The organism is Bradyrhizobium sp. CCBAU 53340, assembly GCF_015291645.1.
GTDB lineage: Bacteria > Pseudomonadota > Alphaproteobacteria > Rhizobiales > Xanthobacteraceae > Bradyrhizobium.
In genome coordinates, this window is the sequence record NZ_CP030055.1 from 161988 (window position 1) to 184907 (window position 22920).

Genomic DNA, 22920 nt, shown 5'->3' on the forward strand with positions numbered 1-22920 from the left:
AGGTGGTGATGAGTTCGCGGAGGCAACCCCTCATCCGGCGCTTCGCGCCACCTTCTCCCACAAGGGAGAAGGAAGGAAGAAAGAGTCCTACGCCGCCTTCGCTGCACTCCCGCCCGGCAACCCGGCCCGCGCCAGGCCGCCGTAAAGCTGCTCGTTCGGCATTTCCTCGCGCAGGATCTTGCGCACCGCGATCAGCCTCTCGAGATCGATCCCCGTGGCAAAACCCTTGCTCTCGCACAGGAATACGAGATCCTCGAACACGACATTGCCGGTCGCGCCCGGCGCGAAGGGGCAGCCGCCGAGGCCGCCGAGCGAGCCGTCGAGAATGCGGACGCCTTCATCGAGCGCGGCGGCTGCGTTGGCGATGCCCATGCCGCGGGTGTCGTGGAGATGGATGCAGATCGGCTTTTTCCCTGCGAGCTTGACTGCGGCGCGCGATAATTCACCAACCTGTTTCGGCCCGGCATAGCCGACGGTGTCCGCAATCGCGACGAAATCGACCTCGGCTTCGAGGCATTTGTCGACGAGCCGCAGCACCTCTTTCGGGTCGACCGCGCCCGTGATCGAGCAGCCAAGCGCCATCGAGATCGCGGCGTTCACCAGCGGCTTGTGCGCGCTGGCGTCGCGCAGCTCGCAGAGGCGCTTGATGTTGGCGATCGCGGACTCGCGCGACCGGTGCGCATTGGCCTGGCTATGCTCCTCGGTCGCCGACACCACCGAGGCGATCTCGCCGACGCCAGATTCCAGGGCCTCGTTGACGCCGCGCTCGTTGAGCGCAAGCGCAATGCCATGAGCACCCGGCAAGCTCGCCACCGTCGTGATGACGTCGCGAACATCGACGAATTGCGGAAAGGTTTTGGCCGGCAGGAACGAGCCGACCTCGAAATGCCTGACGCCAGCGGCATATTCCTCGCGCACCCAGCGCTGCTTGGCCTCGGTGGACGGAAATTTCTTGACGAGCTGGAGCCCGTCGCGCAGGCCGACTTCGCGCAAGCTGACGCGGTCAGCGGGATAAATCGTCTCGATCCGGCTCATGCGCGCCTCCCAGCGGCTTTTGACGTGACGTCGTTGTTGTCATCGATCTCGGCGCGGACCGCCGAGGTGTCGGCGCCGAGCGGTGCGACCTTCAGGCCTTCGCCGAGGTGGTTGCCGTTCCACTCGATCGGCAGCGTCGGGACATGGAATGGTTTGCCGTCAGCGGCAACATTGGTGACGAGACCACCGGGCCGCAGCACGTGCGGGTCGGTGAGGAGATCCTCGGGCCGGTTGATCGGCGAGAAGCAGATGTTGAGTGCGTCGAGCTTCTGCGACAGCTGCGCCACGTTCTGCTGCCGGATGATCTCAGCCACACGCGGAAGGATCCGTGGCCGCGCCAGGATACGGTCGGTGGTGGTGCGCAAGCTCGGGTCATCGAGAAACTCGCTCAAGCCGAACTCGCGGCAGAACGCCTGCCAGTGGCCCTCGGTCACGACGCCGATGAAAATGCGGCCGTCGCCAGCGGCATCGAAGATGTCGTAGATCGGCCAGGCATGCTCTCGCTCCGGCATCGAGCGCGGCTTGTTGCCGGTCATCTCGTATTCGACCATGTGCTGGGCGACCAGGAACAGGCAATTCTCGAACAGGCCGATGCGGATGTCGGCGCCGTCGCGCTTGCCCCCGCGCTTCTGACAGAGCGCGGCGAGAATCGCGATCACGCCGAACATGCCGCCCATGATGTCGTTGGCGGAGGAGCCGACGCGCTGCGGCTTTTCTTTCGTGCCGGTCATGGCAGCGAGGCCCGACATCATCTGCACGACCTCGTCGAGCGCGGGACGATGCTCATAGGGGCCGGATAGAAAGCCCTTGTGACCGGCAATGATCAGATGCGGATGAATGCGGCGCAGTTCGTCAGCACCAAGGCCCTGCTTCTCGAGCTGGCCGTCGCGAAAATTCTCCAGGAACACGTCGGCCATCTGCAGCAGCCGGTGCATGGTATCGCGGTCTGCAGCCTTCTCGAAGTCCAGGACGACACTGCGCTTGCCGCGGTTGAACAGCGGAAAGAATGCCGTGCCCATGCCGCCGAGGGAGCGGGTCTTGTCGCCGGCGGGCGGCTCGACCTTGATCACCTCGGCGCCCAGCTGCGCGAGGATCATGCCGCAGGTCGGGCCCATCACCATGTGGGTCATCTCGACGACCCGCACGCCTTCGAGCGGCAGTCCGGTCTCAGCCATGCGTCACTCCCTGTCCGTTCGGCAAAAGACTAGGTCTTCACAAGCCTTCTTAAAAATATAATCTGTCGAAGATTGCCTTCGCAGTTCTAGAACGCTGGACCCCCATGGATTCGCGCCAGCTCCGCTATTTCATTGCCGTCTACGAGCAGCGGAACCTGTCGCGCGCGGCGGACCAAGTGAATGTCGCGCAGTCCGCGCTCAGCCATCACATCTCGAATCTGGAGGCCGAGTTCGCAACGCCGCTGTTCGAGCGCAAGTCGCGCGGCATGGACCCGACCGCGGCCGGCGAGCGGCTCTACGAGCACGCCCGCATCATCCTGCGCGCGATGGCGGAGGCCGAGACCGAGGTGCGCGAGGGCGCCCGCGTCATTGCCGGTGAGATCTCGATCGGCATGGCCAATTCCGGCGTCAAGGCGATCGGCGTCGAGCTGATGCGCACGGTGCTGACCAAATATCCCAAACTCAAGCTGTCGCTGACCGAGAGCCTGTCGGGCGCGACGCTGATGCATCTGATGGTCTCCAATGTCGACCTCGCGCTGGTCTACAATCCGCCGTCGGAGAAGGAGCTGATCACGGAAGCCGTGCTGGAAGAGGAGATGTTCCTGGTCGGCATTCCCAAGCTGGTCGGCAAGGGCAAGGCGCCGATCCGCTTCGAGGAGCTGAGCCGGCTGCCGCTGATCCTGTTGCGCTACGGCCTCGGCCTGTCCTCGCGCGCGCTGCTCGACGATCCCGTGCTGCTCAAGCGGCTGGAGGGCGGCGCGATCCTGCACGCCAATTCGATCACCGGCATGACCGGCGCGCTGGTCGAGGGACTTGGCTGCACCATCGCGACAAAGCTGTTCGCGCGGGAGGAACTCGCCGCCGGCCGCCTGGTCGCGCGCCGGGTGATCGATCCAAAGCTGACCCGCACGCTCTATCTCTGCCGCCTGCGCAACCGCCCGATGACTTACGCGATGGAAGAGATGCGGCGGCTGATGCTGTCGCTGATCGCCGAGCAGGTGCGCAGCGGCAGCTGGCAGGCGGAGCTGGCGGGGTGACAGACGACCGCCAACTCCGGCGTCATGGCCGGGCTTGTCCCGGCCATCCACGCCTTGCCACACAGCACGAAAAACGTGGATGCCCGGGACAAGCCCGGGCATGACGACCCCTCTGCCCGCCTTCGAAAATCTCGAACGCTTCCATCGATATGTTCTTCTGGATTTCCGCTCCCGACCCGCCAAACATGGCGCGGTCCGGCAGAGCTTGCGAAACCTCAGAGACGAGCCGCCGGGAACCGCGCGTCGAGCGCGCCACGGGAGGACATCATGAGCGTTGTCGGCATCGACACAGGCTTTGAGCTCGGCGCTGCACCGTCAGGCCCGGACGAGATCTCGCGGCGGCTCGAGGCGATGCCGGCGACAAGCCAGGTCTGGAAGCTGGTCATCCTGCTCTCGCTCGGCGGCTGCTTCGAGATGTATGACCTGTTCCTGACCGGCTACATCGCGCCAGGCCTCAGCCGCAGCGGCCTCTTGAGCACGACGACCCAGGCCTTCTTCGGCTTCTCCGGCATCGGCGCCTTCGTCGCCGCAACCTTTGCCGGCCTGTTCGTCGGCACCTTCTTCCTCGGTTTCCTTGCCGACCGGTTTGGCCGGCGCGCGATCTTCACCTATGCCCTGCTCGCTTACACCACCGCGTCCGTGATCATGGCCTGCCAGACTTCCTCCGGAGGTCTTCTGTTCTGGCGCTTCCTTGCCGGGATCGGCATCGGCGTCGAGGTCATCACCATCGATGCCTACATCACCGAGCTGGTGCCAAGCCGGATCCGCGGACGCGCCTTTGCGGTGAACCAGGCGATCATGTTCATCGCCGTGCCCGTCGTCGCCTTCCTCGCCTGGTGGCTGGTGCCGCTCGCGCCCTACGGCGTCGAAGGCTGGCGCTGGGTAGTGCTGATCGGCGCCGCCGCCAGCATGATCATCTGGGTGCTGCGGCTGTTCCTGCCCGAGAGCCCACTTTGGCTGGCGCGCCACGGCCGCACCGAGGACGCGTTCCGGATCGTCGCAACGCTCGAAGCCAGAGGCGGCAGCGCGGCAGCGGGACCCGCAGCTTCGCTCGCGCGACCGACGGCGCAGGCGACCCGGCAGGTCAGCTTTGGCGATCTGTTCAGGCCGCCCTACCTTTCGCTCGTCGTCCTGTTCATGGTGTTCAACCTCTGCCAGGCCTTCGGCTTCTACGGCTTTGCCAATTGGGTGCCGACGCTGCTGGTGGAGAAGGGCATCACCGTCACCAAGAGCCTGCAATATTCCTTCATCGTCGCCTTCGCCTATCCGATCTCGCCGCTGCTGGCCGCGAGCTTTGCCGACAAGTTGGAACGACGCTGGATCATCGCCGGGGCCTGCATCGCCATCATCGTGTTCGGCCTGGCGTTCGCGCAATTGACCGAGCCCGTACTCTTGATCGTCTGCGGCGTGCTGCTGACGGCGAGCAACACCACGATGTCCTACGCCTATCACGCCTACCAGACCGAGGTGTTTCCGACCCAGATCCGGGCACAGGCATCCGGCCTCGTCTATTCCATGAGCCGGCTCTCCGCGACCTTCTCGGGCTTCATCGTCGCCTACATGCTGAAGGAGGCCGGTGTCATCGGCGTGTTCGGCCTGATCACCGTGGCGATGCTGATCGTGGTGATCGCGATGGCGCTGTTCGGACCTGATGTTCGCGGCAAGGCGCTGGATACGGTCTGATTCTCAACTCCCTCTACGCGTCATTGCGAGGAGCTCTTGCGACGAAGCAATCCAGGATCTTTCCGCTGAGACAGTCTGGATTGCTTCGCTGCGCTCGCAATGACGGAGGAGAGAGCCTCTCCCCGCAAGAACGGGGAGAGGGAGAACATCAGCTCACGCCGCCAGCAGATCCTGCAACGCCGCGCCGTTGGGAACGCCGAGACCGGAGCAGGCATCCCAGCCGGGACCGGCCTTGTACATGCCGTGCAGCGAGCCGGTGATGTCGTTGTTACCGTCCGTGATGTCGCGGAACACGCCATGCGCATGTGAGGCATAGATCAGCGGGTTGATGAAGCCGACCGTCTTGCCGAACTTCCTGGTCGTGGCCTCGTTGATGCGGGCGATCAGGCCGGCCATCAACGGGGCCACTGCACTGGTACCGCCGATCGTGGTCATGACGCCGTTGAGGAAGATCTGATAGCCGGTCGCGGGATCGGCATCGCCGGCGACGTCAGGAACGCCGCGGCCGCTGCGGTGGGCCGGCGATTTCGGCACATGCGCATTGGCCTGATATTTCGGCTCCGCGAACATCACGCTGACGCCGCCGCCGCCGGCGCCGTCCTGCGGACCGCCGTTCCAGACCACCTCCGTGATCTTGCCGTTCGACGCCCTGAGATTGGTGCCGCCGCAGGCGAGCGCAAACGGGCTGGAGGCCGGGAAGTCGGCGTGCGGCTTGCCATCCCACCCGTCAGCCATGTCGGCCGAGCCGTTGTCGCCGGACGCGACACAGACGGTGACGCCCATCGCCGCAGCGTCGCGGATCGCTTCGTTGAGACCGTCGACGAATTGCTGCGAGCTCTCGGGATCCTCCGGTCCGCCCCAGCTGATCGAGATCACCGATGGCTTTCGCGCGGAGTCGTGGACGGCGGCCTTCACGGCGTCGATGAAGCCGTTGGTGGTGTTGGGCGCGAAATAGACCACGATCTTGGCGCCGGGCGCGATCGCGCCGGCCACCTCGATGTCGAGCACGACCTCGCCGTCGGCCTCGGAATGGCCGGGCTTGTTGGCGCCGCCATCAACGCTCGCGGGCGCGATCTGCGGCATCGGGATGCCGGCCTTCTTGAAGAAGGTTTTCAGATCCGACGTCTTGTAACCGGCCCCGGTGGGATGGCCCTTCTGGTCGATGTCGTTGAGCTCGATGATGGCGATGCACTGGCCGGCGCCGGTTTCTCCGCCGGGGAAGTTGTAGAGCTTTGCGATCTCTTCAACGGAGAAGCTGCCGCCCTGCGCCGCGCGTGCGGTCGCTCCCTTGCGCGGCGGCTTGCGCCGGAAATGCGGCTGCGCCACCGGCCGGTTGTCGAGGCCATGCACTCCGACCACGATACCCTCGAGCTCGGCCGGAATCTGCACGTTGCCCTTGCGCATGCGGTAGGTCGCGCCGTCGTGTCTGACCTTGTTGAGCTTGACGCCGAAGGCGGCATTCATCGCCTTCACCGTGCCGGTCAGCTTCACCGTGCGGGAGGCCAGGTGCACGCTCTTGACGTTGAGGTCGTGGTGATGGGCGAAATCGTCGATCTTGGCGACATCGGCCGTATCGGCACCCATCTGCTCGGCGAACTCGGCGCGGGAAAGATATTTCCGCTCGCGCGGTGGTTGTGCACCGAGCGCCATCACTTGTTCGTCGTCGGCACGCTTGGCGCGCAGACGAACGCTGATCTCGATTTCCTGCTTGGGATCAGCCGTGCCGACGACCTTGGCCCCCTTCGGCAATTTCCGGGCGCTGTTCACCAGCGTAACACGCTTGGTCGTGCTTGCCATGACTTCCTCCGTTTGTGATTGGAAGGCGGATTGTCGCGCCTCAACTATAGGTGTAATCTCAACAGAGAATTGGTTCAGATGATTGAGCGATTATTTTCAGAAAAATGCTTATCTGGCAGAGCCAGTGCTCTGCCGCCTCAAATCGGCACGGAATGGGTCAATAGCCACGACCATACCGTGAATAGGTTTTCGATCTAAGATTGTACCCGTCGGCTGATCTGGCCGACCAATGAAAGCTGTTTGTCCAAATCAATTGGCGGAGTACTGCGCAATGCCTGCTGACCGCAAATGGGTTGAGAGAAATCTCGGGTTCGATCCGATCACCACACCGCCGCCGCGCGCGACCTTCACGGTCAAGCGCATCGCGGATGCCGCCGTGAAGAAAACCGCGAAGGTCGCCTCCGAAGATTTCCAGCGCGAGATCATCGATTTCGATTCGGAGGGCACCGAAGGCCGCGAGTTCTTGGCCTTTTCCACCTCGACCGGACTGTCGCGCTTCACCGACATCCCCTGGCCCAAGGGGCTTGCGCCGCAGACGGGGCCCAAGCCGGGCAACGGCAAGGGCCCGCTGCCCCGCGCCGACGTATTGGTGGTGACGTGGACCGTCGACGAAGGCCACGCGACCAGCCGCGTGCTGACGCCGGGCAAGGATTCGCACAATGACTACGTGCCCTATACGCACAATTACGCAACCATCTCGAAGAAGATGCGCAACGGCTGCCCGGCCAAGGAGCTGAAGCGGCTCGGCGCCTTCTGGACCACGACGATCGGCAAGAAGAAGGTCGTGGTGTTCAAATCCGACTCGCACATGTCGCAGGACGGCCCACAGCTGCCGAACATCGACGTCTGGCGTCAGATCATCGCCGAGGTGCAACCGACGCTCGTCATCACCACGGGCACGGCCGGCGGCATCGGCAAAGAGGTCGAGGTCGGCGACGTCATCGTCAGCCCGATCGTGCGCTTCGACTGCCTCTCGAAGTTCAAGAAGCAGCCGTTTGCGCAGGAGCATTTCTCCAGCAAGCCGGCCAAGACGAGCAAGTTTGCGCAGGCCAAGACGCTGTTCAAAGCCAATGCCGGGCAATTGCCGAAGGACAATGCACGGCCGCCAAAGATCTTCGTGGTCAAGCCGAGCGAGCTATCATCGTCCGTGGTGACCACCGATTTCTTCGGCTTCGACACCTCGGACAATCACTTCAAGCTCCAAGGCCTCGGCGACGTCTCCGAGATGGGCGATGCCGTCCTCGGTCTCGTCGCGCAGGAGATGGGCGACAAGGCGCCGCGCTGGCTCGCGATCCGCAACGTTTCCGACCCGCAGATCAAGGCCGAGGGCACGCTGAAGCAGCAGGAACAGATCGCCGCCCAGATCTACAAGGGTTTTGGCCGCTGGAGCACGGTCTGTAGCGCCATCGCCTGCTGGGCAAGCATCGTGGCGGAGCCATAGACCGCATGGCGCGCTAGGTCAGCCTCCCTTGCCGAAGCGCCCCGGGGTGTCTACCTCTCGCTGGTGGTTTCGTGAGAGGTTCCCATGCTGGATGCCGCCGTGAAGGCGCTGTCGCAAATGATGTCGCCGCCAATGCGCTCGATCCTGTGGCGATCGATCGGGCTCGCGCTGGTGCTGATCGTGGTGCTGGCGATCGGGTTGCAGCGGCTGCTGAGCTGGTTTGCGACCTATGGCGAGGTCTGGCTGGAGGGCCTGCTCGGGCCGAGCTGGCATGCGTCGCTGGAAGTGGTCACCTGGATCATCTCGATTGCGGCCGGGTTCGGCGTGGTGCTCGGCAGCGTGTTCCTGATGCCCGCGATCACCTCGCTGGTGGCGAGCTTCTTCGTCGACGACGTCGCCGATATCGTCGAGCGCGAATATTATCCGGCGGAGCGGCCGGGCACCGCGTTGCCGTTCAACCAAGCGATTCTCGAAGGCATCAAGACGGCGCTCTTGACCATCCTGGTCTATCTCGCTGCCTTGCCGCTGGTGTTTCTGGCCGGTGCCGGTTTTCTCATCTTCTTCCTCGCCGCAGCCTGGCTGCTCGGCCGAGAATATTTCGAGCTTGCCGCGATGCGCTTCCGCTCGCCCGAAGATGCCAAGGCGATGCGGCGCGACAACGCCGCGACGATCTTCACCGCCGGCCTCTTCATCGCCGCCTTCGTCTCGATCCCGGTCGTGAACCTGGCAACGCCGATCTTCGGCATGGCCTTCATGGTGCACATGCACAAGCGGCTATCAGGACCGCGTCCAGAGCTGATCGAGCCGGCGCGACAGATGTCCCCGAGAGGATAGAAGCCTCACCCGCCGCAGCGCGATCCTGTTTACACCGTCTTCTCCGGCCACCTGCAGAGATCGTTGATCAGGCAAACCTCGCAGCGCGGCTTGCGCGCGAGACAGGTATAGCGGCCGTGCAGGATCAGCCAATGATGGGCATGCAGCATGAACTCGGCCGGGATCACCTTTTCGAGTCCGAGCTCGACCTCGAGCGGCGTCTTGCCCGGCGCAAGCCCGGTGCGATTGCCAACGCGGAAGACATGTGTATCGACCGCCATGGTGTGCTCGCCGAAGGCCATGTTGAGCACGACATTGGCGGTCTTGCGGCCCGCGCCTGGCAGCGACTCGATCTCGGCGCGCGTGCGCGGCACCTCGCCGCCGAAATCGCTGAGCAGCTTGGCTGACAATGCGATCACGTTCTTGGCCTTGGTGCGATAGAGGCCGATGGTCTTGATGTAGTCGCGCAGGCGTTCTTCGCCGAGATCGAGCATTTTCTGCGGCGTGTCGGCGATCTCGAACAAGGCGCGCGTCGCCTTGTTAACGCCGGCATCGGTCGCCTGTGCCGACAGCACCACGGCGACCAGCAGCGTGAACGGATTGACGTGCTCGAGCTCGCCCTTCGGTTCGGGATTGGCCTTGTGGAAACGGCTGAAGACCTCGCGAATTTCGGCCGGCGTCCAGGGTTTCATGGCCTTGAGCGATTTCTTCGCGGACGCCGATTTTTGAGCGGACGCCTTCGGCTTCGCGCTGGCCGTCTTTGCCTTTTTCTTCGGCACCGCCGCTTTGTGCGGGGCCGGCTTACGGGTGATTTTCGCCATGATCGGGATATACTGAGGGACGATGAGCACAGGCAACGAAATTGAGCGCAAGGATTCTGACGATCCACGCGACGTGCAGATCTTCTCCGCGCTGCTGACGCCGCACCGCTCGCTGAACCGCACCGGCTTCCTTGCCGTGATGCTGTTCCTGAGCCTCGTCAGCTTCGTCACCGGAATCGTCTTCCTGATGAAGGGCGCCTGGCCGGTGCTCGGCTTTTTCGGCCTCGACGTGCTGGTGGTCTGGTGGGCCTTCAAGGTCAATTTCCGCACCGGGCGGGCGCGGGAGGAGATCACTGTCACGACGTCGGAATTGCGCGTGCGGCGCATCAGCCATCACGGCCAGGTCGCCGAATTGACCTTCAATCCGCTCTGGGTCCGGCTCGACATGGAGATCGACGAGGATTTTGGCATCGAGCATCTCTATCTGATCTCGCGCGGCCACCAGATCCAGATCGCAAGGTTCCTCGGCCCGGACGAAAAGGCAAGCTTCTACAAAGGCTTGGTCGAGGCGCTGAACGCCGCCAGGCGCGGCCCGACCTACAACCCGGTGACCTGATCCCGATCGGAAATCGGGTGGTTTCGACGCCTGCCCGCGCCTACATTTCCGGTCATGATGACACTCGCGATACATGACCAGCGCCTGGCCAGGCCAGGCTCACAGAACGCCGCGCTGCGCGACTATGATTCCGTGCGCCGGGCGATCGCCTTCATCTCGGAGAATTGGCGCGCGCAACCGACCATCGAGGCGATGGCGGACGCAGCCGGCGTCACGCCGGACGAGCTGCACCATCTGTTCCGCCGCTGGGCCTCGATCACGCCGAAGGCCTTCATGCAGGCGTTGACGCTCGACCACGCCAAAGGCCTGCTGCGGGACTCCGCCAGCATCCTCGATGCGGCGCTCGATTCAGGACTTTCAGGTCCGGGCCGGTTGCACGATCTCTTCGTCACCCACGAAGCGATGTCGCCGGGCGAATGGAAGAATGGCGGCGCGGGGCTGACCTTGCGCTACGGCTTCCATCCCTCACCGTTCGGCACCGCCATCGTGATCGCGACCGATCGCGGCCTGTCGGGACTCGCCTTCGCCGATCCCGGCGAAGAGAAGGTCGCGCTCGCCGACATGACGCGGCGTTGGCCGAACGCGACCTATGTCGAGGATCACGAAGGCACCGCGCCGCTGGCTGCGCGCATCTTCGACACCAAGCTGTGGCGGCCGGATCAGCCGCTGCGCGTCGTCATGATCGGCACCGATTTCGAGGTGCGGGTGTGGGAGACGCTGTTGAAGATTCCGATGGGCCGCGCGGTGTCCTATTCGGACATCGCCTGCAACATCAACAGCCCGAAGGCCTCGCGTGCCGTCGGTGCAGCCGTCGGCAAGAACCCGGTCTCGTTCGTCGTGCCCTGCCACCGCGCGCTCGGCAAGAGCGGTACGCTCACCGGCTATCACTGGGGCATCACCCGCAAGCAGGCGATGCTGGGCTGGGAGGCCGGGCAGATGGGGATGCAGTAATCGCCACGGACATCGTTGATGGACGTGATCGTCAGCCGATCATGATCGCTCGGGAATAACAGGCAAGACCACGTGCGACGGGTGATCGCGATCCAGATAGATGCTGTTGCGAGCCACGCGGCGCGACAGCCCCTTGGCTTCGGGTGCGCCGGTGTTCGGATTGACGTCGAAGTGGGGAAAATTGCTCGACGAGATGTCGAGCCGGATGCGGTGTCCGCGCTTGAAGAGATTGGCGGTGGGGAAAGCCTCCACCGTCACCGCAACAGGTTCGCCCGGCCGGAGCATCTCGGGCTTCTCCCAGGACTTGCGATAGCGCAGCCGAAGGATGCCGTCGGTCAGGTTCATGGCGAAACCCTGCAGATAATCCTCTGACGGCGGATAGACGTCGATCAGCTTGATGGTGATGTCGGTATCGGGCTGGTCGGACGAAACCCACAGATGTGCCACGATCGGACCGGTGATTTCGATGTCCCGATCCAGCACCGGCGTCTCGAACACCAGCACGTCGGGACGCGCGGCAAGCGGCAGATAAGGCTCGCGCGAGCCGAAGAAGCGCGGTCCTTCGGTCTGGTCAAACGCCCCGCCAACCATCACCGGCGCGCCCGACGTCACCGTGCCACCGATCGTCGGCACCGGATGCGCTGGATCGAAATCGAAGGTCAGCGGCTCGGCTGCGGCTGCAGGCAACTCCGGCGCCAGCCGGCCGTTCTCATGCAAATGATAGGGCGTGTTGCGCGCGTCCGGGATCGGCCAGTCCTTCTCGGTGCGCCAGCGGCCGCCATGATCGAGCCGGCCTGCGGCGTTGCGGCGACCGGAGCCGCCGCCCATGACGAAGATCCGCACCGGCGGTTCTTCGGCCACGCCGTTGGGCTCGCCTTTCAGCCAGGCGTCGAACCAGCGCAACCTCAGGCTCAGATAGTCCGGCGCCAGATTGCGGTCGAGCGTGGCGCCAGGTCCGAAATCGACGTCGCCTGCATAGGTCAGCGAGCGGTCGCCATGCGTCCAGGGGCCGAGGATCAGCCTGACCGGCCCCTTCTTGCGGGCCTTGAGACCGATGTAATTCTCGGTCGCCGTGCGCGGGTAGGGATCATACCAGGCCGACATGTGTACCATCGGCGCGTCGCTGAACTGGTCGTAATAGCCGGCGGCGTGAATGCCGATCTGCTTCCAGTAGTCGTCGAAATTGCCATGTTCCCACTGGTCGTAGACGTAATTCTCGTACTCGGGCGCGGGCGTCAGCGGAGAGTGGCCGCGCTTCCAGGGCATGCGCGCGAACCAGGCCTTGAGGTCGATCGCTTTCATTTCGGCGAGCCGGACCGGATCGTTCTGAACCCCCGGGCTGACGATTCCATTATTGAATCCCCAGGTCACCTGCTTCAGCTCGAAGGCTCCGCCCTGACGAATCCCGCCTTGGTAGGAATTGGAAAAGCCGCCGCTATCGAGAAACATCGCGGCAATGCCTGGCGGGTTGGTGCAGCCGAGCGCGCCTTGGGTGTGGGCCGCGTAGGATAGCCCCATGGTGCCGATCTTGCCGTTGCACCATTGCTGAGCCACGATCCATTTGCAGCAATCGTAGCCGTCGTTTCCGTCGCTCAGATATTTGACGAACTCGCCTTCGGAATCATAGCGTCCGCGGCAGTCCTGATAGATCACGACATAGCCGGTCTTTGCAAAGAATGCCGCGACCTCGGCACGCGATTTCGGCTTCGGCTCCGCGACGGACAGTTCGGATCGACTGACGATATTACGGCCGTAGGGCGTCCGCTCGAGAATGACCGGAAACGGGCCGGGGAGTGGCTTCCCGTTCAGCGCGGGACGGTAGACATCGGTCGCAAGCCTGATGCCGTCGCGCATCGGCACCATGATTTTGGCTTCGAGGATCACCTCGTAGGATTGTGCCGCCTGTCCGGCACCGGCGACCGACATCAAACCAGCGCCAATGCCGAGCTTGGCAACGTCCCGTCGGGAGAGTCCGTTGCAAGCCGAATCCTCTCCCATGGAAACCCGCCCTTTCCGCGCCGCTCCGCGCCTGCTCCGGAAGCGACTACGATGCCAGATCCAGCTTCGATGCCACCGTCGAATCCGCATTGAGGCGATAGATAATCGGTACGCCGGTCGCGAGCTCGCGCTTCAAGATACCTTCGGGCGACAGCTTTTCCAGCACCATGATCAAAGCGCGCAGCGAGTTGCCGTGGGCCGCAACGAGCGTGCGCTTGCCATTGAGCACGCCCGGCAGGATTTCCTGCACGTAGTAGGGCAGCGCGCGCGCCAGCGTGTCCTTCAGGCTTTCGCCGCCGGGCGGCGGCACGTCGTAGGAGCGGCGCCAGACATGCACCTGCTCCTCGCCCCATTTCTTGCGGGCGTCGTCCTTGTTGAGACCGGACAGATCGCCATAGTCGCGCTCGTTCAACGCGAGGTTCTTCGAAGTCGGCAGGCCCTGCTGGCCAAGCTCGGCAAGGATCAGATCGAGCGTGTGCTGCGCGCGCGTCAAGACCGAGGTGAAGGCGACGTCGAACACGAGGCCTTGTGCCTTGAGCTTGCGGCCGGCTTCCTTGGCCTCCTTCACGCCGAGCTCGGTAAGGTCAGGGTCCTTCCAGCCGGTGAACAGATTCTTCAGATTCCATTCGCTCTGGCCGTGCCGCACCAGCACGAGAAGACGTTCGCTCATTGCCCAAATCCGTTGCTTGCTTGGTTCAGATGTCGGTGAGGCCGAGCACGTCGGCCATCGAGTAGTGTCCGGGTTTCTTGCCATGCGCCCACAGCGCCGCCTTCAGCGCGCCATGGGCGAACAGCATGCGATCCTCCGCCTGATGCGACAGCGTCAGACGTTCGAACGGACCGAGGAAGGTGACGCTGTGATCGCCGGCGACGGTCCCGCCGCGCAGCGAGGCAAAGCCGATCGCGCCCGGCTTGCGCGCGCCGGTGATGCCGTCGCGGCCACGTTCCGAATGCGCCTCGTCGAGCGGGATGTCGCGGCCAGCCGCCGCCGCCTGACCCAGCATCAGCGCGGTGCCGGAGGGCGCATCGACCTTCATGCGGTGATGGGATTCGACGATCTCGATGTCAAAGCTCTCGTCGAGCGCCTTGGCGACGCGCTTGACCACCGCGGCCAGCAGATTGACACCCAGGCTCATATTGCCTGACTGCACCACGACCGCACGGTTGGTGACGCTCTTGATCACGGCGTTGTCCGAGGCCGAAAGCCCGGTGGTGCCGATGACATGGACGATGCCGCGCTCGGCTGCGATCGCGACATTGGCAATGGTCGCCGCCGGCACGGTGAAATCGAGGATACCGTCGGCGTCCTTCGACATCGCCCAGAGATCGGCGGACAGCTTGATGCCGTTGGCCGGCAGGCCTGCGAGCACGCCGGCATCCTTGCCGAGCAGCTCCGAGCCAGGCGCCTCCAGGGCACCGGCCAGCACTGCGCCTTTGCTGTCCGCAATTGCCCGCGTCAGCGCGCGGCCCATCCGGCCTCCGGCTCCAGCTACAATCAAGCGCATGTCTGACATGATGTGATCCTCTCAAGGGCCGTTGTAGCGGCGGGATGCAGTTCCGGCAACCGAGGGGGCACAATCGTCATTCCGGGGCGATGCGCAGCATCGAACCCGGAATCTCGAGATTCCGGGTTCGCCTTCGGCGCCCCGGAATGACCGCGCGTTTCAGCCGTCTGCCGGCTGCGGGCCGTCATAGCCCTCGATGATGATGAGGTCGGCAATCGAGTGCGGCTGGCGCACCTTGATGTTGGCCTGGTATTCCGGCGAGTTGTAGCAGGCGATCGCGGCCTGATAGTCCGGGAATTCGATCACGACGTTGCGGGTGCGGCTGCCGCCTTCGACGGTGGTGAACTTGCCGCCGCGGACGACGAAGCGGCCGCCCCATTTCTTGAAGATCGGACCATTGGCGACGGCATAGGGCTTGTAGCCCTCGTCATTGTTCACGTCGACGCGTCCGATCCAGTAGCCTTTGGCCATCGTTCTTCTCCTTTGTTGTCGGTTGCTAGTTGAGCATGATCCGATCGGAAAACCGCTTCGCACTTTTCCGGATCATGCTCTAGCCGAGCGCTTGCGCGATCTCGGCCTGGATGGCGTCAGCCGTCGCCTTCGGGTCCGTAGCTTCCACCACCGGCCGCCCGACGACGAGATAATCCGCCCCCGCGGCAATCGCGCGACCGGGCGTCATGATGCGCTTCTGATCGCCGGTTGCCGAGCCCGCCGGGCGAATACCTGGCGTGACCAGGCTCATCTGGTGGCCGACGATCTTGCGCAAGGCGCCGACCTCCTCGGGCGAGGATACGAGACCGTCGATGCCGAGCACCTGCGCCTGCTGCGCGCGCGCTTCGACCAGCTCGGAGACGCCGAGCCGGAAGCCTGCCGCGTGCAGATCGTCGTCGTTGTAGGAGGTCAGCACGGTGACGGCGAGGAGCTTCAGCTTCGAAGAACCGCGGCCCTCGACGGCGCCCTTCATGGTCTGCGGATAGGCATGCACGGTGAGAAAGGTCGCGCCCAGCCTGGTGATGCTCTCGACGCCTTGTGACACCGTATTGCCGATGTCATGCAGCTTGAGATCGAGAAAGACCTTCTTGCCGCTGTCGGCAAGCTTGGCAACTAGCGGCAAGCCGCCGGCATAAGCGAGGCGATAGCCGATCTTGTAAAAGGTGACGCTGTCGCCGAGCCTTGCGATCATCGCCTCCGCGGCATCAACGCTGGGCAGATCGAGCGCAACGATCAGGCGGTCTTTCGGGGCGATTTCGGCTGGCGTCATGTCACCTCACATCATGCGTTGGGAAATGTCGATCAACTGCCGCACCATCTCCTTTAGCCCGTCGCTGTCGGCCTGGCTCTTGAGCCTGTCCATATCGTCATAGGCCTGGTCGGCAAAAGCGAGCGTGAACTGGCTGGCGATCACATTGGCGTGGCAGGAGGTCAGGATCAGCCGCAGCGCCTGAAGCGCGCGAGCAGCGCCAAGCCGGCTCTGCGAGGCGCCGGCAAGCGCGAAGGCACGGTTGCGAAACACCTCGCCGCGCGCCTCGTGCGGATCCTGCACGCGGCTGACCCAGTCGATCGCATTCTTCAGCAGCGGCGGCACCGAGGCGTTGTATTCGGGCGAGACGATCAGCACGCCGTGATGCGCGCCGATCATGCGCTTGAGATTGATCGCGTGCTTGGGCACGCCCGACTTGGCCTGGAGATCGCCGTCGTAAATCGGCAGCGGAAAATCGGCGAGCGAGATGCGGGTGATTTCGACGCCGGCCCGGGCGAATTCATACGCGGCGACTGCCGCCAGCTTCACATTGTGCGAGCCGGTGCGCAGCGAGCCGGGAATGACCAGGATCTTCGGGGCTGACATTCAATCCAATGCGTTCGGCGAAACGAGCCCGCCGCGCATGGAACGACGACGGCGGAATTAGTCCTTGCGATACACCCAGACGCGGGCCGGCGGAAGGTTCATCCAGATCCGTTCCGAGGCCTCTGTGGACACGCCGGGCAGCGATTTCGGGATCGGCGGCACCACCGCATAGGTGAACTGGACGAAGGGCGCGCCGGGCGCCAGTGCCGTGAAGGCATCGCGGATCAGCCGCAGCCGCGTCAGCATCGGTTTGGTGACCAGCGGCAGGCCGGAGACGACGGCGGAAGCGGGCGCGCTCAGCACGTTCCAGAGCGTGTCGCGCAGGCGATAGGCGTCACCCTGCACCACCTTGGCCTGCGGATAGCGGTCGCGCAGCAGGGCGCAGAAGCCGGGATTGTATTCGACGAGGACGAGACGCTTCTGGTCGACGCCGCGCTCGACCAGAGCCGAGGTGATCGCACCGGTGCCGGGTCCGAGCTCGACCACGGGTGCGTCCGAATCGACATCGACATAATGCGCCATGGTCCGGGCGAGCAGCTTGCCCGACGGCATCACTGCCCCCATGTGCAGCGGCTTTTCGATCCATGACCTGAGAAAACGCACCTCGTCGTCGAGACGGGGCTTCTTCAACGCACGCGCGGACGACGGCAATGGCATGTCTGGACCGGACGGGACGAGACCGCGAGACCGCGGCGTGTCAGAAAATGGTCATAAAGACGTATAGGCCCAAGAGGATACGGTCAAGCCGGGTCAGTTCGCCCGATTACCGAAGAAATCCTTGACCTTGGCGAAGAAGCCCTCGGATTCCGGCTGGGTGTTGCCGGAAGAGAGTTTTTCGAACTCGGCCAGCAATTCCTGCTGTTTCTTGGTGAGGTTCTGCGGGGTCTCGACCACGACCTGGACGTACATGTCGCCCATCTGGCGCGAGCGCAGCACCGGCATACCCTTTGATGCGATGCGGAATCTGCGGGCGGACTGGGTTCCGGCCGGGACTTTCACCTTGGCCTTGCTCTTGTCGATGGTCGGGACCTCGAACTCGCCGCCGAGCGCGGCCGTGACCATCGAGATCGGCACGCGGCAATGCAGGTCGGCGCCGTCGCGCTGGAAGAACTGGTGCTGGGCCAGCGACAGGAAGATGTAGAGGTCGCCGGGCGGGCCGCCGCGGACACCGGCCTCGCCTTCGCCGGCAAGCCTGATCCTGGTGCCGTCCTCGACGCCTTGCGGAATATTGACCGACAGCGTGCGCTCGCGGGTGACGCGGCCCTGACCCGAGCAGGACGGGCAGGCGTCCTCGATCATCTGGCCACGGCCTTGGCAGCCGGGGCAGGTGCGCTCGAGGGTGAAGAAGCCCTGCGACTGCCGCACGCGGCCGGCGCCGCCGCAGGTCGAGCAGGTCTTCGGCTTGGTGCCGGCCTTGGCGCCGATACCCGAGCAGGCCTCGCAGGTGACCGAGACCGGGATCTCGATCTGCGCGGTCTTGCCGCCAAAAGCTTCCTCGAGGGTGATTTCCATGTTGTAGCGCAGATCAGCGCCACGCTCGCGACCGCCGCGGCCGCGCTGCCCGGCCATGCCGAACAGATCTTCGAAAATATCGGAGAAGGAGGAGGCGAAGCCGGCGCCGAAGCCGGCACCACCGCCGCCGGGACCGCCCTGCTCGAACGCGGCATGGCCGAAGCGGTCATACGCTGCGCGCTTGTCCTTGTCCTTCAGGACCTCGTAGGCCTCGTTGATTTCCTTGAACTTGACCTCGCTGGTCTCATCCCCGGGATTGCGATCGGGATGGAATTTCATCGCCAGCTTGCGGAACGACGATTTCAGCTTGCTCTCGTCGGCCGTGCGTTCGACTTCGAGGGTTTCGTAGTAGCAGCGCTTGGTGGACGTGGACATGTCTGACTCAGGTCTTCCGATCGCGATTCAAGTCGGAGCGAAACAACGTCGCCACGCGACGATATAGTCAGCCTTCCGCGTCACGGCAGAGGGCTGCATGGCAGCGTTGAGCATAGCTTTAGGAAATTGATTGATCGTAACGGGCGCACCGCCCGCCTGTCCCGACACGAAAGCCTCCCCCCTGAAGGGGGAGGCCGGGGAAGCGTGTGGGGTCCAAGAAGTCCGCATCATGACCCTCTTGGGGCTTATGCGGACTTCTTGTTGTTCTTGTCGTCATCGACTTCGGTGAATTCCGCGTCGACGACGTCGTCCTTCGCAGCGTCCTTGGCCGCATCGGCCTCGGCCTGCTGCTTGTACATGGCCTCGCCGAGCTTCATCGAAGCCTGGGCCAGCGTGTTGGTCTTGGCCTTGATCGCCTCGGCATCGCTGCCCTTCAGCGCTTCCTTGAGGTCGCTGACGGCATCCTCGATGGCGCGGCGCTCGGTCTCGGAGACCTTCGAGCCGTGCTCGGCCAGTGCCTTCTCCGTGGAGTGCACCAGCGCGTCGGCATGGTTCTTGGCGTCGACCGCCTCGCGGCGCTGCTTGTCGGCCACGGCATTGGCCTCGGCGTCCTTGACCATCTTGTCGATGTCGGCTTCCGACAGACCACCGGAGGCCTGGATGCGGATCTGCTGTTCCTTGCCGGTGGCCTTGTCCTTGGCCGAGACGTTGACGATGCCGTTGGCGTCGATGTCGAAGGTCACCTCGATCTGCGGCATGCCGCGCGGGGCCGGCGGAATGCCCATCAGGTCAAACTGGCCGAGCATCTTGTTGTCGGCCGCCATTTCACGCTCGCCCTGGAAGACGCGGATGGTGACCGCGTTCTGATTGTCCTCGGCGGTCGAGAACACCTGGCTCTTCTTGGTCGGGATCGTGGTGTTGCGGTCGATGATGCGGGTGAACACGCCGCCCAGCGTCTCGATGCCCAGCGACAGCGGGGTCACGTCGAGCAGCAGCACGTCCTTGACGTCGCCCTGAAGCACGCCGGCCTGAATCGCAGCGCCGATCGCTACGACTTCGTCCGGGTTGACGCCCTTGTGCGGCTCCTTGCCGAACAGCTGCTTCACGACTTCCTGGACCTTCGGCATGCGCGACATGCCGCCGACCAGAACGACTTCGCCGATCTCACCGGCGGTGACGCCGGCGTCCTTCAGCGCCTTGCGGCAGGGCTCGACGGTCTTCTGCACGAGGTCGTCGACCAGCGCCTCGAACTTGGCGCGGGTGAGCTTCATGGTCAGATGCTTCGGGCCGGTCTGATCCGCGGTGATGAAGGGCAGGTTGATCTCGGTCTGCGTCGTCGACGACAGCTCGATCTTGGCCTTTTCAGCGGCTTCCTTCAGGCGCTGCAACGCGAGCTTGTCGTTGCGCAGGTTGATGCCCTGCTCCTTCTGGAATTCGTCGGCGAGATAGCCGACGAGGCGCATGTCGAAATCTTCGCCGCCGAGGAAGGTGTCGCCGTTGGTCGACTTCACCTCGAACACGCCGTCGCCGATTTCGAGAATGGAAATATCGAACGTGCCGCCGCCGAGGTCGTACACGGCGATGGTGCCGGCCTTGGTCTTGTCGAGGCCATAGGCGAGCGCAGCCGCGGTCGGCTCGTTGATGATACGCAGCACTTCAAGGCCCGCGATCTTGCCGGCGTCCTTGGTGGCCTGGCGCTGGGCGTCGTTGAAGTAAGCGGGAACGGTGATGACCGCCTGATCGACCTTCTGGCCGAGATGGGCTTCCGCGGTCTCCTTCATCTTCTGCAGGATGAAAGCGGAGACCTGCGAGGGCGAGTAGGTTTGGCCGTCGGCCTCGACCCAGGCGTCGCCGTTGGAAGCCTTCACGATCTTGTACGGAACGAGCTTCTTGTCCTTCTCGACCATGGGGTCGTCGTAACGGCGGCCGATGAGGCGCTTCACTGCGAAGAAGGTGCGCTCGGGATTGGTAACGGCCTGGCGCTTGGCCGGCTGGCCGACGAGGCGCTCGCCGTCATCGGTCACGGCGACGATCGAAGGCGTCGTGCGCATGCCTTCGGAATTCTCGATGACTTTGGCGTTTTTGCCATCCATCACGGCGACGCACGAATTCGTGGTGCCGAGGTCGATCCCAATGACCTTTCCCATGGTCCTGATATCCTTCTTTTTGCGGCAGGTTGGTTGGGCCCAGAAGGCACCCAATCCGAAACCCCCTAAGATCAAACATTCGCGAGATTGCGATGGTTGAGGCTCATATAGGAGGGGGGGAGGGGGCCGCAAGGACCGAACGCAAGTTTCAGCCGTGAAAACATCGGGTTTTGGAAGATCCTATCCGGGCTTCACCGACCTTGCGGGTGAGGAAATATTAACAGGTCCGGGCCTCGGCCCGCCCCGCCATTGGACCAGCCCGCCCTGTTACCGGCGGGCCAAACCCGCTAAAAGGCGCTCCGGCCGGACAGCCTCGTCAAGGGGCTGCTTCGCGCGACAAAGCGGCCCAATGGCCGACCATTGAACGGCCTCAATGTGAACCAATCAGAGTGCCCATGAAGCTGACCCGCCCCCTCGTTGCGCTCGCCGTTCTTATTGTCTCAGCGTTTCCGGCGCTCGCTGCCGATGCCATTTATCCGCCTGGCCTGCGCCTCGGCATGGTGCCGCTGATCGGACTGAACACGGCCAAGACTTTCCCGGGCTTCGAGAGCGAGGATGGCAGTGTCAAGGTGCTGGTCACCGAGCTGCCGCCGGCCGCCTATGGCGAAGTCGTGGCCTCCTTCAATGCAAATCCGGCCGGCAGCAACGGCGTCAAGCCGGACAAGATCGAGACGCCGGCGGGCCTTGCCTATTTCACCACCGAGAGCGGCAAGTCCGGCGAGACCCCGGTGAAGCGCTATTCGATGATCGTGCCGGGCGCCGGCTTCTCCGGCTATGTCGCGGTGCAGGTCCCCGAGAAGGCCTCGAAGATCTACACCGACGAGGCGGTGAAGCAGATGTTTGCGACCGTCGTGACCCGCAAGGAGGTGTCGGCGGAAGAACAGCTCGGGCTGATGCCGTTCAAGATCACCGAGCTCGCAGGCTTCAAGGACGTCCGCACGCTGGTCCCGGGCTCCAGCATCATCCTGGCCGACGGCAACGAGAGCGCAGGCTATGAATCCAAGCCGTTCATGATCCTTGGCCTGATCGGCGCGACCCCGCAGGCCGCCGACGACCGTGCCCGTTTCGCCCAGGAGGCCGCGCTTCAGATTCCCGGCGTGCGCGAATCCCGCGTCACCATGTCCGAGCCAATCCGCATCAACGGCCTGCAGGGCTTCGAGACCCGGATCGATGGCGTCAGCGGCAAGGACAAGACGCCTGTCACCGTGGTGCAGTGGATTCGCTTCTCGGGCGGCGCCGCCTCGCTGCGCATCATCGCCAGCGCGCCGCGTGACCAGTGGTCGGACGCCTTCACCCGCTTCCGCGCCGTTCGCGACGGCATCCAGCCGAAGGGCTAGGACGGTCCCACATACTCCGTGTCGTCCCGGCGACATGAGCTAGCAGCCCAACCTCTCACCAAAACCGGCTGCATTTTCGGGCTTTTGTTCGTACACGAACGGAACTAGGCTTGCCCCCACTGGATCATCTTGAGGGGAGGCTGACGATGCTTGATCGACGACAGATCTTGGCCGCGCTGGGGACCACGGCGCTTGCGAGCCTCGTTCCATCCGTTCTTTTCGCCGCGGCTTCCATCAAGCCGGACGACACTTCCGCGCTGCTCGTGATCGACGTGCAAAACTGCTTCCTGCCGGGCGGCAGTCTCGCGGTGAAGGAAGGCGAGCAGGTCGTGCCTGTCATCAACAAGATCGCGAAAGGTTTCGCGAACGTGGTGATGACGCAGGACTGGCACACGCCCGGCCACGTTTCGTTTGCGTCAGTACACTCCGGCAAGAAGCCGTTCGAGACGATCGATCTGCCCTATGGCAAGCAGGTGCTGTGGCCCGACCATTGCGTGCAGGGCACCGACGGCGCCTCGCTGTCGAAGGACCTCTCGATCCCGCAGGCCGAGCTCATCATCCGCAAGGGCTTTCACAAGGACGTCGACAGCTATTCGGCGTTCCTCGAAGCCGACGGCAAGACAACGACAGGCCTTGCCGCCTATCTGAAGTCGCGCAAGATCAAGCGCGTCTTCGTTGCAGGTCTCGCGACGGATTTCTGTGTTGCCTGGACCGCGCTCGATGCGCGCAAGGCCGGCTTCGAGGTCTATGTCGTGGAAGACGCTTGCCGCGGCATCGACACGCAGGGCTCGCTGGCCAAGGCCTGGGCCGACATGGCCAAGGCCGGCGTGAAGCGGATTCAGTCTGCGGATATCGCGGTCAGCGCGTAAGGCGCGAAAACTGCGCGTCCCT

General features: G+C 63.9%; 21 protein-coding genes. 8 read left to right on the forward strand and 13 right to left on the reverse strand.

The annotated features are described in order from the left end of the window. Nucleotides 1-87 precede the first annotated feature (87 nt). Both XH89_RS00735 and XH89_RS00740 read right to left on the reverse strand, forming a co-directional pair. The gene (locus XH89_RS00735; RefSeq protein ID WP_194465252.1) at nucleotides 88-1035 is read right to left on the reverse strand and encodes a hydroxymethylglutaryl-CoA lyase; all 948 of its coding nucleotides are present in this window, start codon (nucleotides 1033-1035) and stop codon (nucleotides 88-90) included. After that, nucleotides 1032-2210: a CoA transferase gene (locus tag XH89_RS00740; RefSeq protein ID WP_194465253.1), complete on the reverse strand. Its 1179-nt coding sequence runs from the start codon at nucleotides 2208-2210 to the stop codon at nucleotides 1032-1034. Before XH89_RS00740 ends, XH89_RS00735 begins: the two co-directional genes overlap by 4 nt. Nucleotides 2211-2314: 104 nt before the next feature. Here XH89_RS00740 and XH89_RS00745 point away from each other — a divergent pair, with 104 nt between their 5' ends. Then, entirely contained in the window at nucleotides 2315-3247 is a 933-nt protein-coding gene (locus tag XH89_RS00745; RefSeq protein WP_194465254.1) for a LysR family transcriptional regulator, read from the forward strand. A gap of 267 nt (nucleotides 3248-3514) precedes the next feature. After that, nucleotides 3515-4930: an MFS transporter gene (locus XH89_RS00750; RefSeq protein ID WP_194465255.1), complete on the forward strand. Its 1416-nt coding sequence runs from the start codon at nucleotides 3515-3517 to the stop codon at nucleotides 4928-4930. A gap of 153 nt (nucleotides 4931-5083) precedes the next feature. Here XH89_RS00750 and XH89_RS00755 read toward each other — a convergent pair whose 3' ends face one another. Next, nucleotides 5084-6727, reverse strand: coding sequence for a protease pro-enzyme activation domain-containing protein (locus XH89_RS00755; protein WP_194465256.1), 1644 nt, complete (start codon nucleotides 6725-6727; stop codon nucleotides 5084-5086). A gap of 271 nt (nucleotides 6728-6998) precedes the next feature. Between XH89_RS00755 and XH89_RS00760 the strand changes: the two genes are divergently transcribed. Next, complete coding sequence (locus XH89_RS00760) at nucleotides 6999-8168, forward strand: hypothetical protein (RefSeq protein ID WP_194465257.1); 1170 nt, start codon at nucleotides 6999-7001, stop codon at nucleotides 8166-8168. An 84-nt stretch (nucleotides 8169-8252) separates the two neighbouring features. Further along, on the forward strand, nucleotides 8253-9002 hold the full coding sequence (locus XH89_RS00765; protein ID WP_194465258.1) for a sulfate transporter family protein: 750 nt from the start codon (nucleotides 8253-8255) through the stop codon (nucleotides 9000-9002). 29 nt (nucleotides 9003-9031) lie between these two features. Here XH89_RS00765 and nth read toward each other — a convergent pair whose 3' ends face one another. After that, entirely contained in the window at nucleotides 9032-9802 is a 771-nt protein-coding gene (nth, locus tag XH89_RS00770; protein WP_194465259.1) for an endonuclease III, read from the reverse strand. 22 nt (nucleotides 9803-9824) lie between these two features. Here nth and XH89_RS00775 point away from each other — a divergent pair, with 22 nt between their 5' ends. Continuing rightward, complete coding sequence (locus XH89_RS00775; protein ID WP_194465260.1) at nucleotides 9825-10358, forward strand: DUF2244 domain-containing protein; 534 nt, start codon at nucleotides 9825-9827, stop codon at nucleotides 10356-10358. Nucleotides 10359-10412: 54 nt separating this feature from the next. Further along, on the forward strand, nucleotides 10413-11309 hold the full coding sequence (locus XH89_RS00780; protein ID WP_194465261.1) for a bifunctional helix-turn-helix domain-containing protein/methylated-DNA--[protein]-cysteine S-methyltransferase: 897 nt from the start codon (nucleotides 10413-10415) through the stop codon (nucleotides 11307-11309). Between the two features lie 39 nt (nucleotides 11310-11348). Here XH89_RS00780 and XH89_RS00785 read toward each other — a convergent pair whose 3' ends face one another. From XH89_RS00785 to dnaK, 9 genes are all read right to left on the reverse strand, one after another. Further along, nucleotides 11349-13235 (reverse strand): CocE/NonD family hydrolase, encoded by a 1887-nt coding sequence (locus XH89_RS00785; protein ID WP_194465262.1) that lies wholly within the window; start codon nucleotides 13233-13235, stop codon nucleotides 11349-11351. Nucleotides 13236-13353: 118 nt separating this feature from the next. Further along, nucleotides 13354-13977, reverse strand: coding sequence for a 2,3-bisphosphoglycerate-dependent phosphoglycerate mutase (locus XH89_RS00790; RefSeq protein ID WP_194465263.1), 624 nt, complete (start codon nucleotides 13975-13977; stop codon nucleotides 13354-13356). 25 nt (nucleotides 13978-14002) lie between these two features. Then, nucleotides 14003-14821 (reverse strand): 4-hydroxy-tetrahydrodipicolinate reductase, encoded by an 819-nt coding sequence (gene dapB, locus XH89_RS00795; protein ID WP_194465264.1) that lies wholly within the window; start codon nucleotides 14819-14821, stop codon nucleotides 14003-14005. A gap of 150 nt (nucleotides 14822-14971) precedes the next feature. Then, nucleotides 14972-15283, reverse strand: coding sequence for a DUF1330 domain-containing protein (locus XH89_RS00800; protein WP_194465265.1), 312 nt, complete (start codon nucleotides 15281-15283; stop codon nucleotides 14972-14974). 79 nt (nucleotides 15284-15362) lie between these two features. Further along, entirely contained in the window at nucleotides 15363-16073 is a 711-nt protein-coding gene (gene pyrF, locus XH89_RS00805; RefSeq protein ID WP_194465266.1) for an orotidine-5'-phosphate decarboxylase, read from the reverse strand. A 6-nt stretch (nucleotides 16074-16079) separates the two neighbouring features. Next, complete coding sequence (locus tag XH89_RS00810) at nucleotides 16080-16658, reverse strand: NADPH-dependent FMN reductase (RefSeq protein WP_194465267.1); 579 nt, start codon at nucleotides 16656-16658, stop codon at nucleotides 16080-16082. Nucleotides 16659-16715: 57 nt separating this feature from the next. Further along, entirely contained in the window at nucleotides 16716-17315 is a 600-nt protein-coding gene (locus tag XH89_RS00815; protein WP_027534962.1) for a class I SAM-dependent methyltransferase, read from the reverse strand. Between the two features lie 93 nt (nucleotides 17316-17408). Next, nucleotides 17409-18545 (reverse strand): molecular chaperone DnaJ, encoded by a 1137-nt coding sequence (gene dnaJ, locus XH89_RS00820; RefSeq protein WP_194465268.1) that lies wholly within the window; start codon nucleotides 18543-18545, stop codon nucleotides 17409-17411. A 245-nt stretch (nucleotides 18546-18790) separates the two neighbouring features. Beyond that, nucleotides 18791-20692 (reverse strand): molecular chaperone DnaK, encoded by a 1902-nt coding sequence (gene dnaK / locus XH89_RS00825; protein ID WP_194465269.1) that lies wholly within the window; start codon nucleotides 20690-20692, stop codon nucleotides 18791-18793. Between the two features lie 395 nt (nucleotides 20693-21087). On the opposite strand from dnaK, the gene XH89_RS00830 reads away from it, so the two are divergent. Then, a complete protein-coding gene (locus XH89_RS00830) occupies nucleotides 21088-22029 on the forward strand; it encodes a hypothetical protein (protein ID WP_194465270.1) in 942 nt (313 codons plus the stop codon). A 146-nt stretch (nucleotides 22030-22175) separates the two neighbouring features. Then, nucleotides 22176-22898 carry a bifunctional nicotinamidase/pyrazinamidase gene (pncA, locus tag XH89_RS00835; protein ID WP_194465271.1) on the forward strand — a complete coding sequence of 241 codons (723 nt, stop codon included), beginning with the start codon at nucleotides 22176-22178 and terminating at the stop codon, nucleotides 22896-22898. Nucleotides 22899-22920: the final 22 nt, after the last annotated feature.

Excerpts from the sequence above, each read along its gene's own strand:
- XH89_RS00800 (WP_194465265.1), bottom strand. The coding sequence starts at position 15,283 with ATGGCCAAAGGCTACTGGATCGGACGCGTCGACGTGAACAATGACGAG.
- XH89_RS00750 (WP_194465255.1), top strand. The coding sequence starts at position 3,515 with ATGAGCGTTGTCGGCATCGACACAGGCTTTGAGCTCGGCGCTGCACCG.
- XH89_RS00745 (WP_194465254.1), top strand. The coding sequence starts at position 2,315 with ATGGATTCGCGCCAGCTCCGCTATTTCATTGCCGTCTACGAGCAGCGG.
- XH89_RS00815 (WP_027534962.1), bottom strand. The coding sequence starts at position 17,315 with ATGCCATTGCCGTCGTCCGCGCGTGCGTTGAAGAAGCCCCGTCTCGAC.
- dapB (WP_194465264.1), bottom strand. The coding sequence starts at position 14,821 with ATGTCAGACATGCGCTTGATTGTAGCTGGAGCCGGAGGCCGGATGGGC.
- XH89_RS00775 (WP_194465260.1), top strand. The coding sequence starts at position 9,825 with ATGAGCACAGGCAACGAAATTGAGCGCAAGGATTCTGACGATCCACGC.
- XH89_RS00755 (WP_194465256.1), bottom strand. The coding sequence starts at position 6,727 with ATGGCAAGCACGACCAAGCGTGTTACGCTGGTGAACAGCGCCCGGAAA.
- pncA (WP_194465271.1), top strand. The coding sequence starts at position 22,176 with ATGCTTGATCGACGACAGATCTTGGCCGCGCTGGGGACCACGGCGCTT.
- XH89_RS00785 (WP_194465262.1), bottom strand. The coding sequence starts at position 13,235 with ATGTCGGTCGCCGGTGCCGGACAGGCGGCACAATCCTACGAGGTGATC.
- pyrF (WP_194465266.1), bottom strand. The coding sequence starts at position 16,073 with ATGACGCCAGCCGAAATCGCCCCGAAAGACCGCCTGATCGTTGCGCTC.
- XH89_RS00765 (WP_194465258.1), top strand. The coding sequence starts at position 8,253 with ATGCTGGATGCCGCCGTGAAGGCGCTGTCGCAAATGATGTCGCCGCCA.
- XH89_RS00735 (WP_194465252.1), bottom strand. The coding sequence starts at position 1,035 with ATGAGCCGGATCGAGACGATTTATCCCGCTGACCGCGTCAGCTTGCGC.
- XH89_RS00760 (WP_194465257.1), top strand. The coding sequence starts at position 6,999 with ATGCCTGCTGACCGCAAATGGGTTGAGAGAAATCTCGGGTTCGATCCG.
- XH89_RS00740 (WP_194465253.1), bottom strand. The coding sequence starts at position 2,210 with ATGGCTGAGACCGGACTGCCGCTCGAAGGCGTGCGGGTCGTCGAGATG.
- XH89_RS00810 (WP_194465267.1), bottom strand. The coding sequence starts at position 16,658 with ATGTCAGCCCCGAAGATCCTGGTCATTCCCGGCTCGCTGCGCACCGGC.
- dnaK (WP_194465269.1), bottom strand. The coding sequence starts at position 20,692 with ATGGGAAAGGTCATTGGGATCGACCTCGGCACCACGAATTCGTGCGTC.
- XH89_RS00790 (WP_194465263.1), bottom strand. The coding sequence starts at position 13,977 with ATGAGCGAACGTCTTCTCGTGCTGGTGCGGCACGGCCAGAGCGAATGG.
- XH89_RS00780 (WP_194465261.1), top strand. The coding sequence starts at position 10,413 with ATGATGACACTCGCGATACATGACCAGCGCCTGGCCAGGCCAGGCTCA.
- nth (WP_194465259.1), bottom strand. The coding sequence starts at position 9,802 with ATGGCGAAAATCACCCGTAAGCCGGCCCCGCACAAAGCGGCGGTGCCG.
- dnaJ (WP_194465268.1), bottom strand. The coding sequence starts at position 18,545 with ATGTCCACGTCCACCAAGCGCTGCTACTACGAAACCCTCGAAGTCGAA.
- XH89_RS00830 (WP_194465270.1), top strand. The coding sequence starts at position 21,088 with ATGAAGCTGACCCGCCCCCTCGTTGCGCTCGCCGTTCTTATTGTCTCA.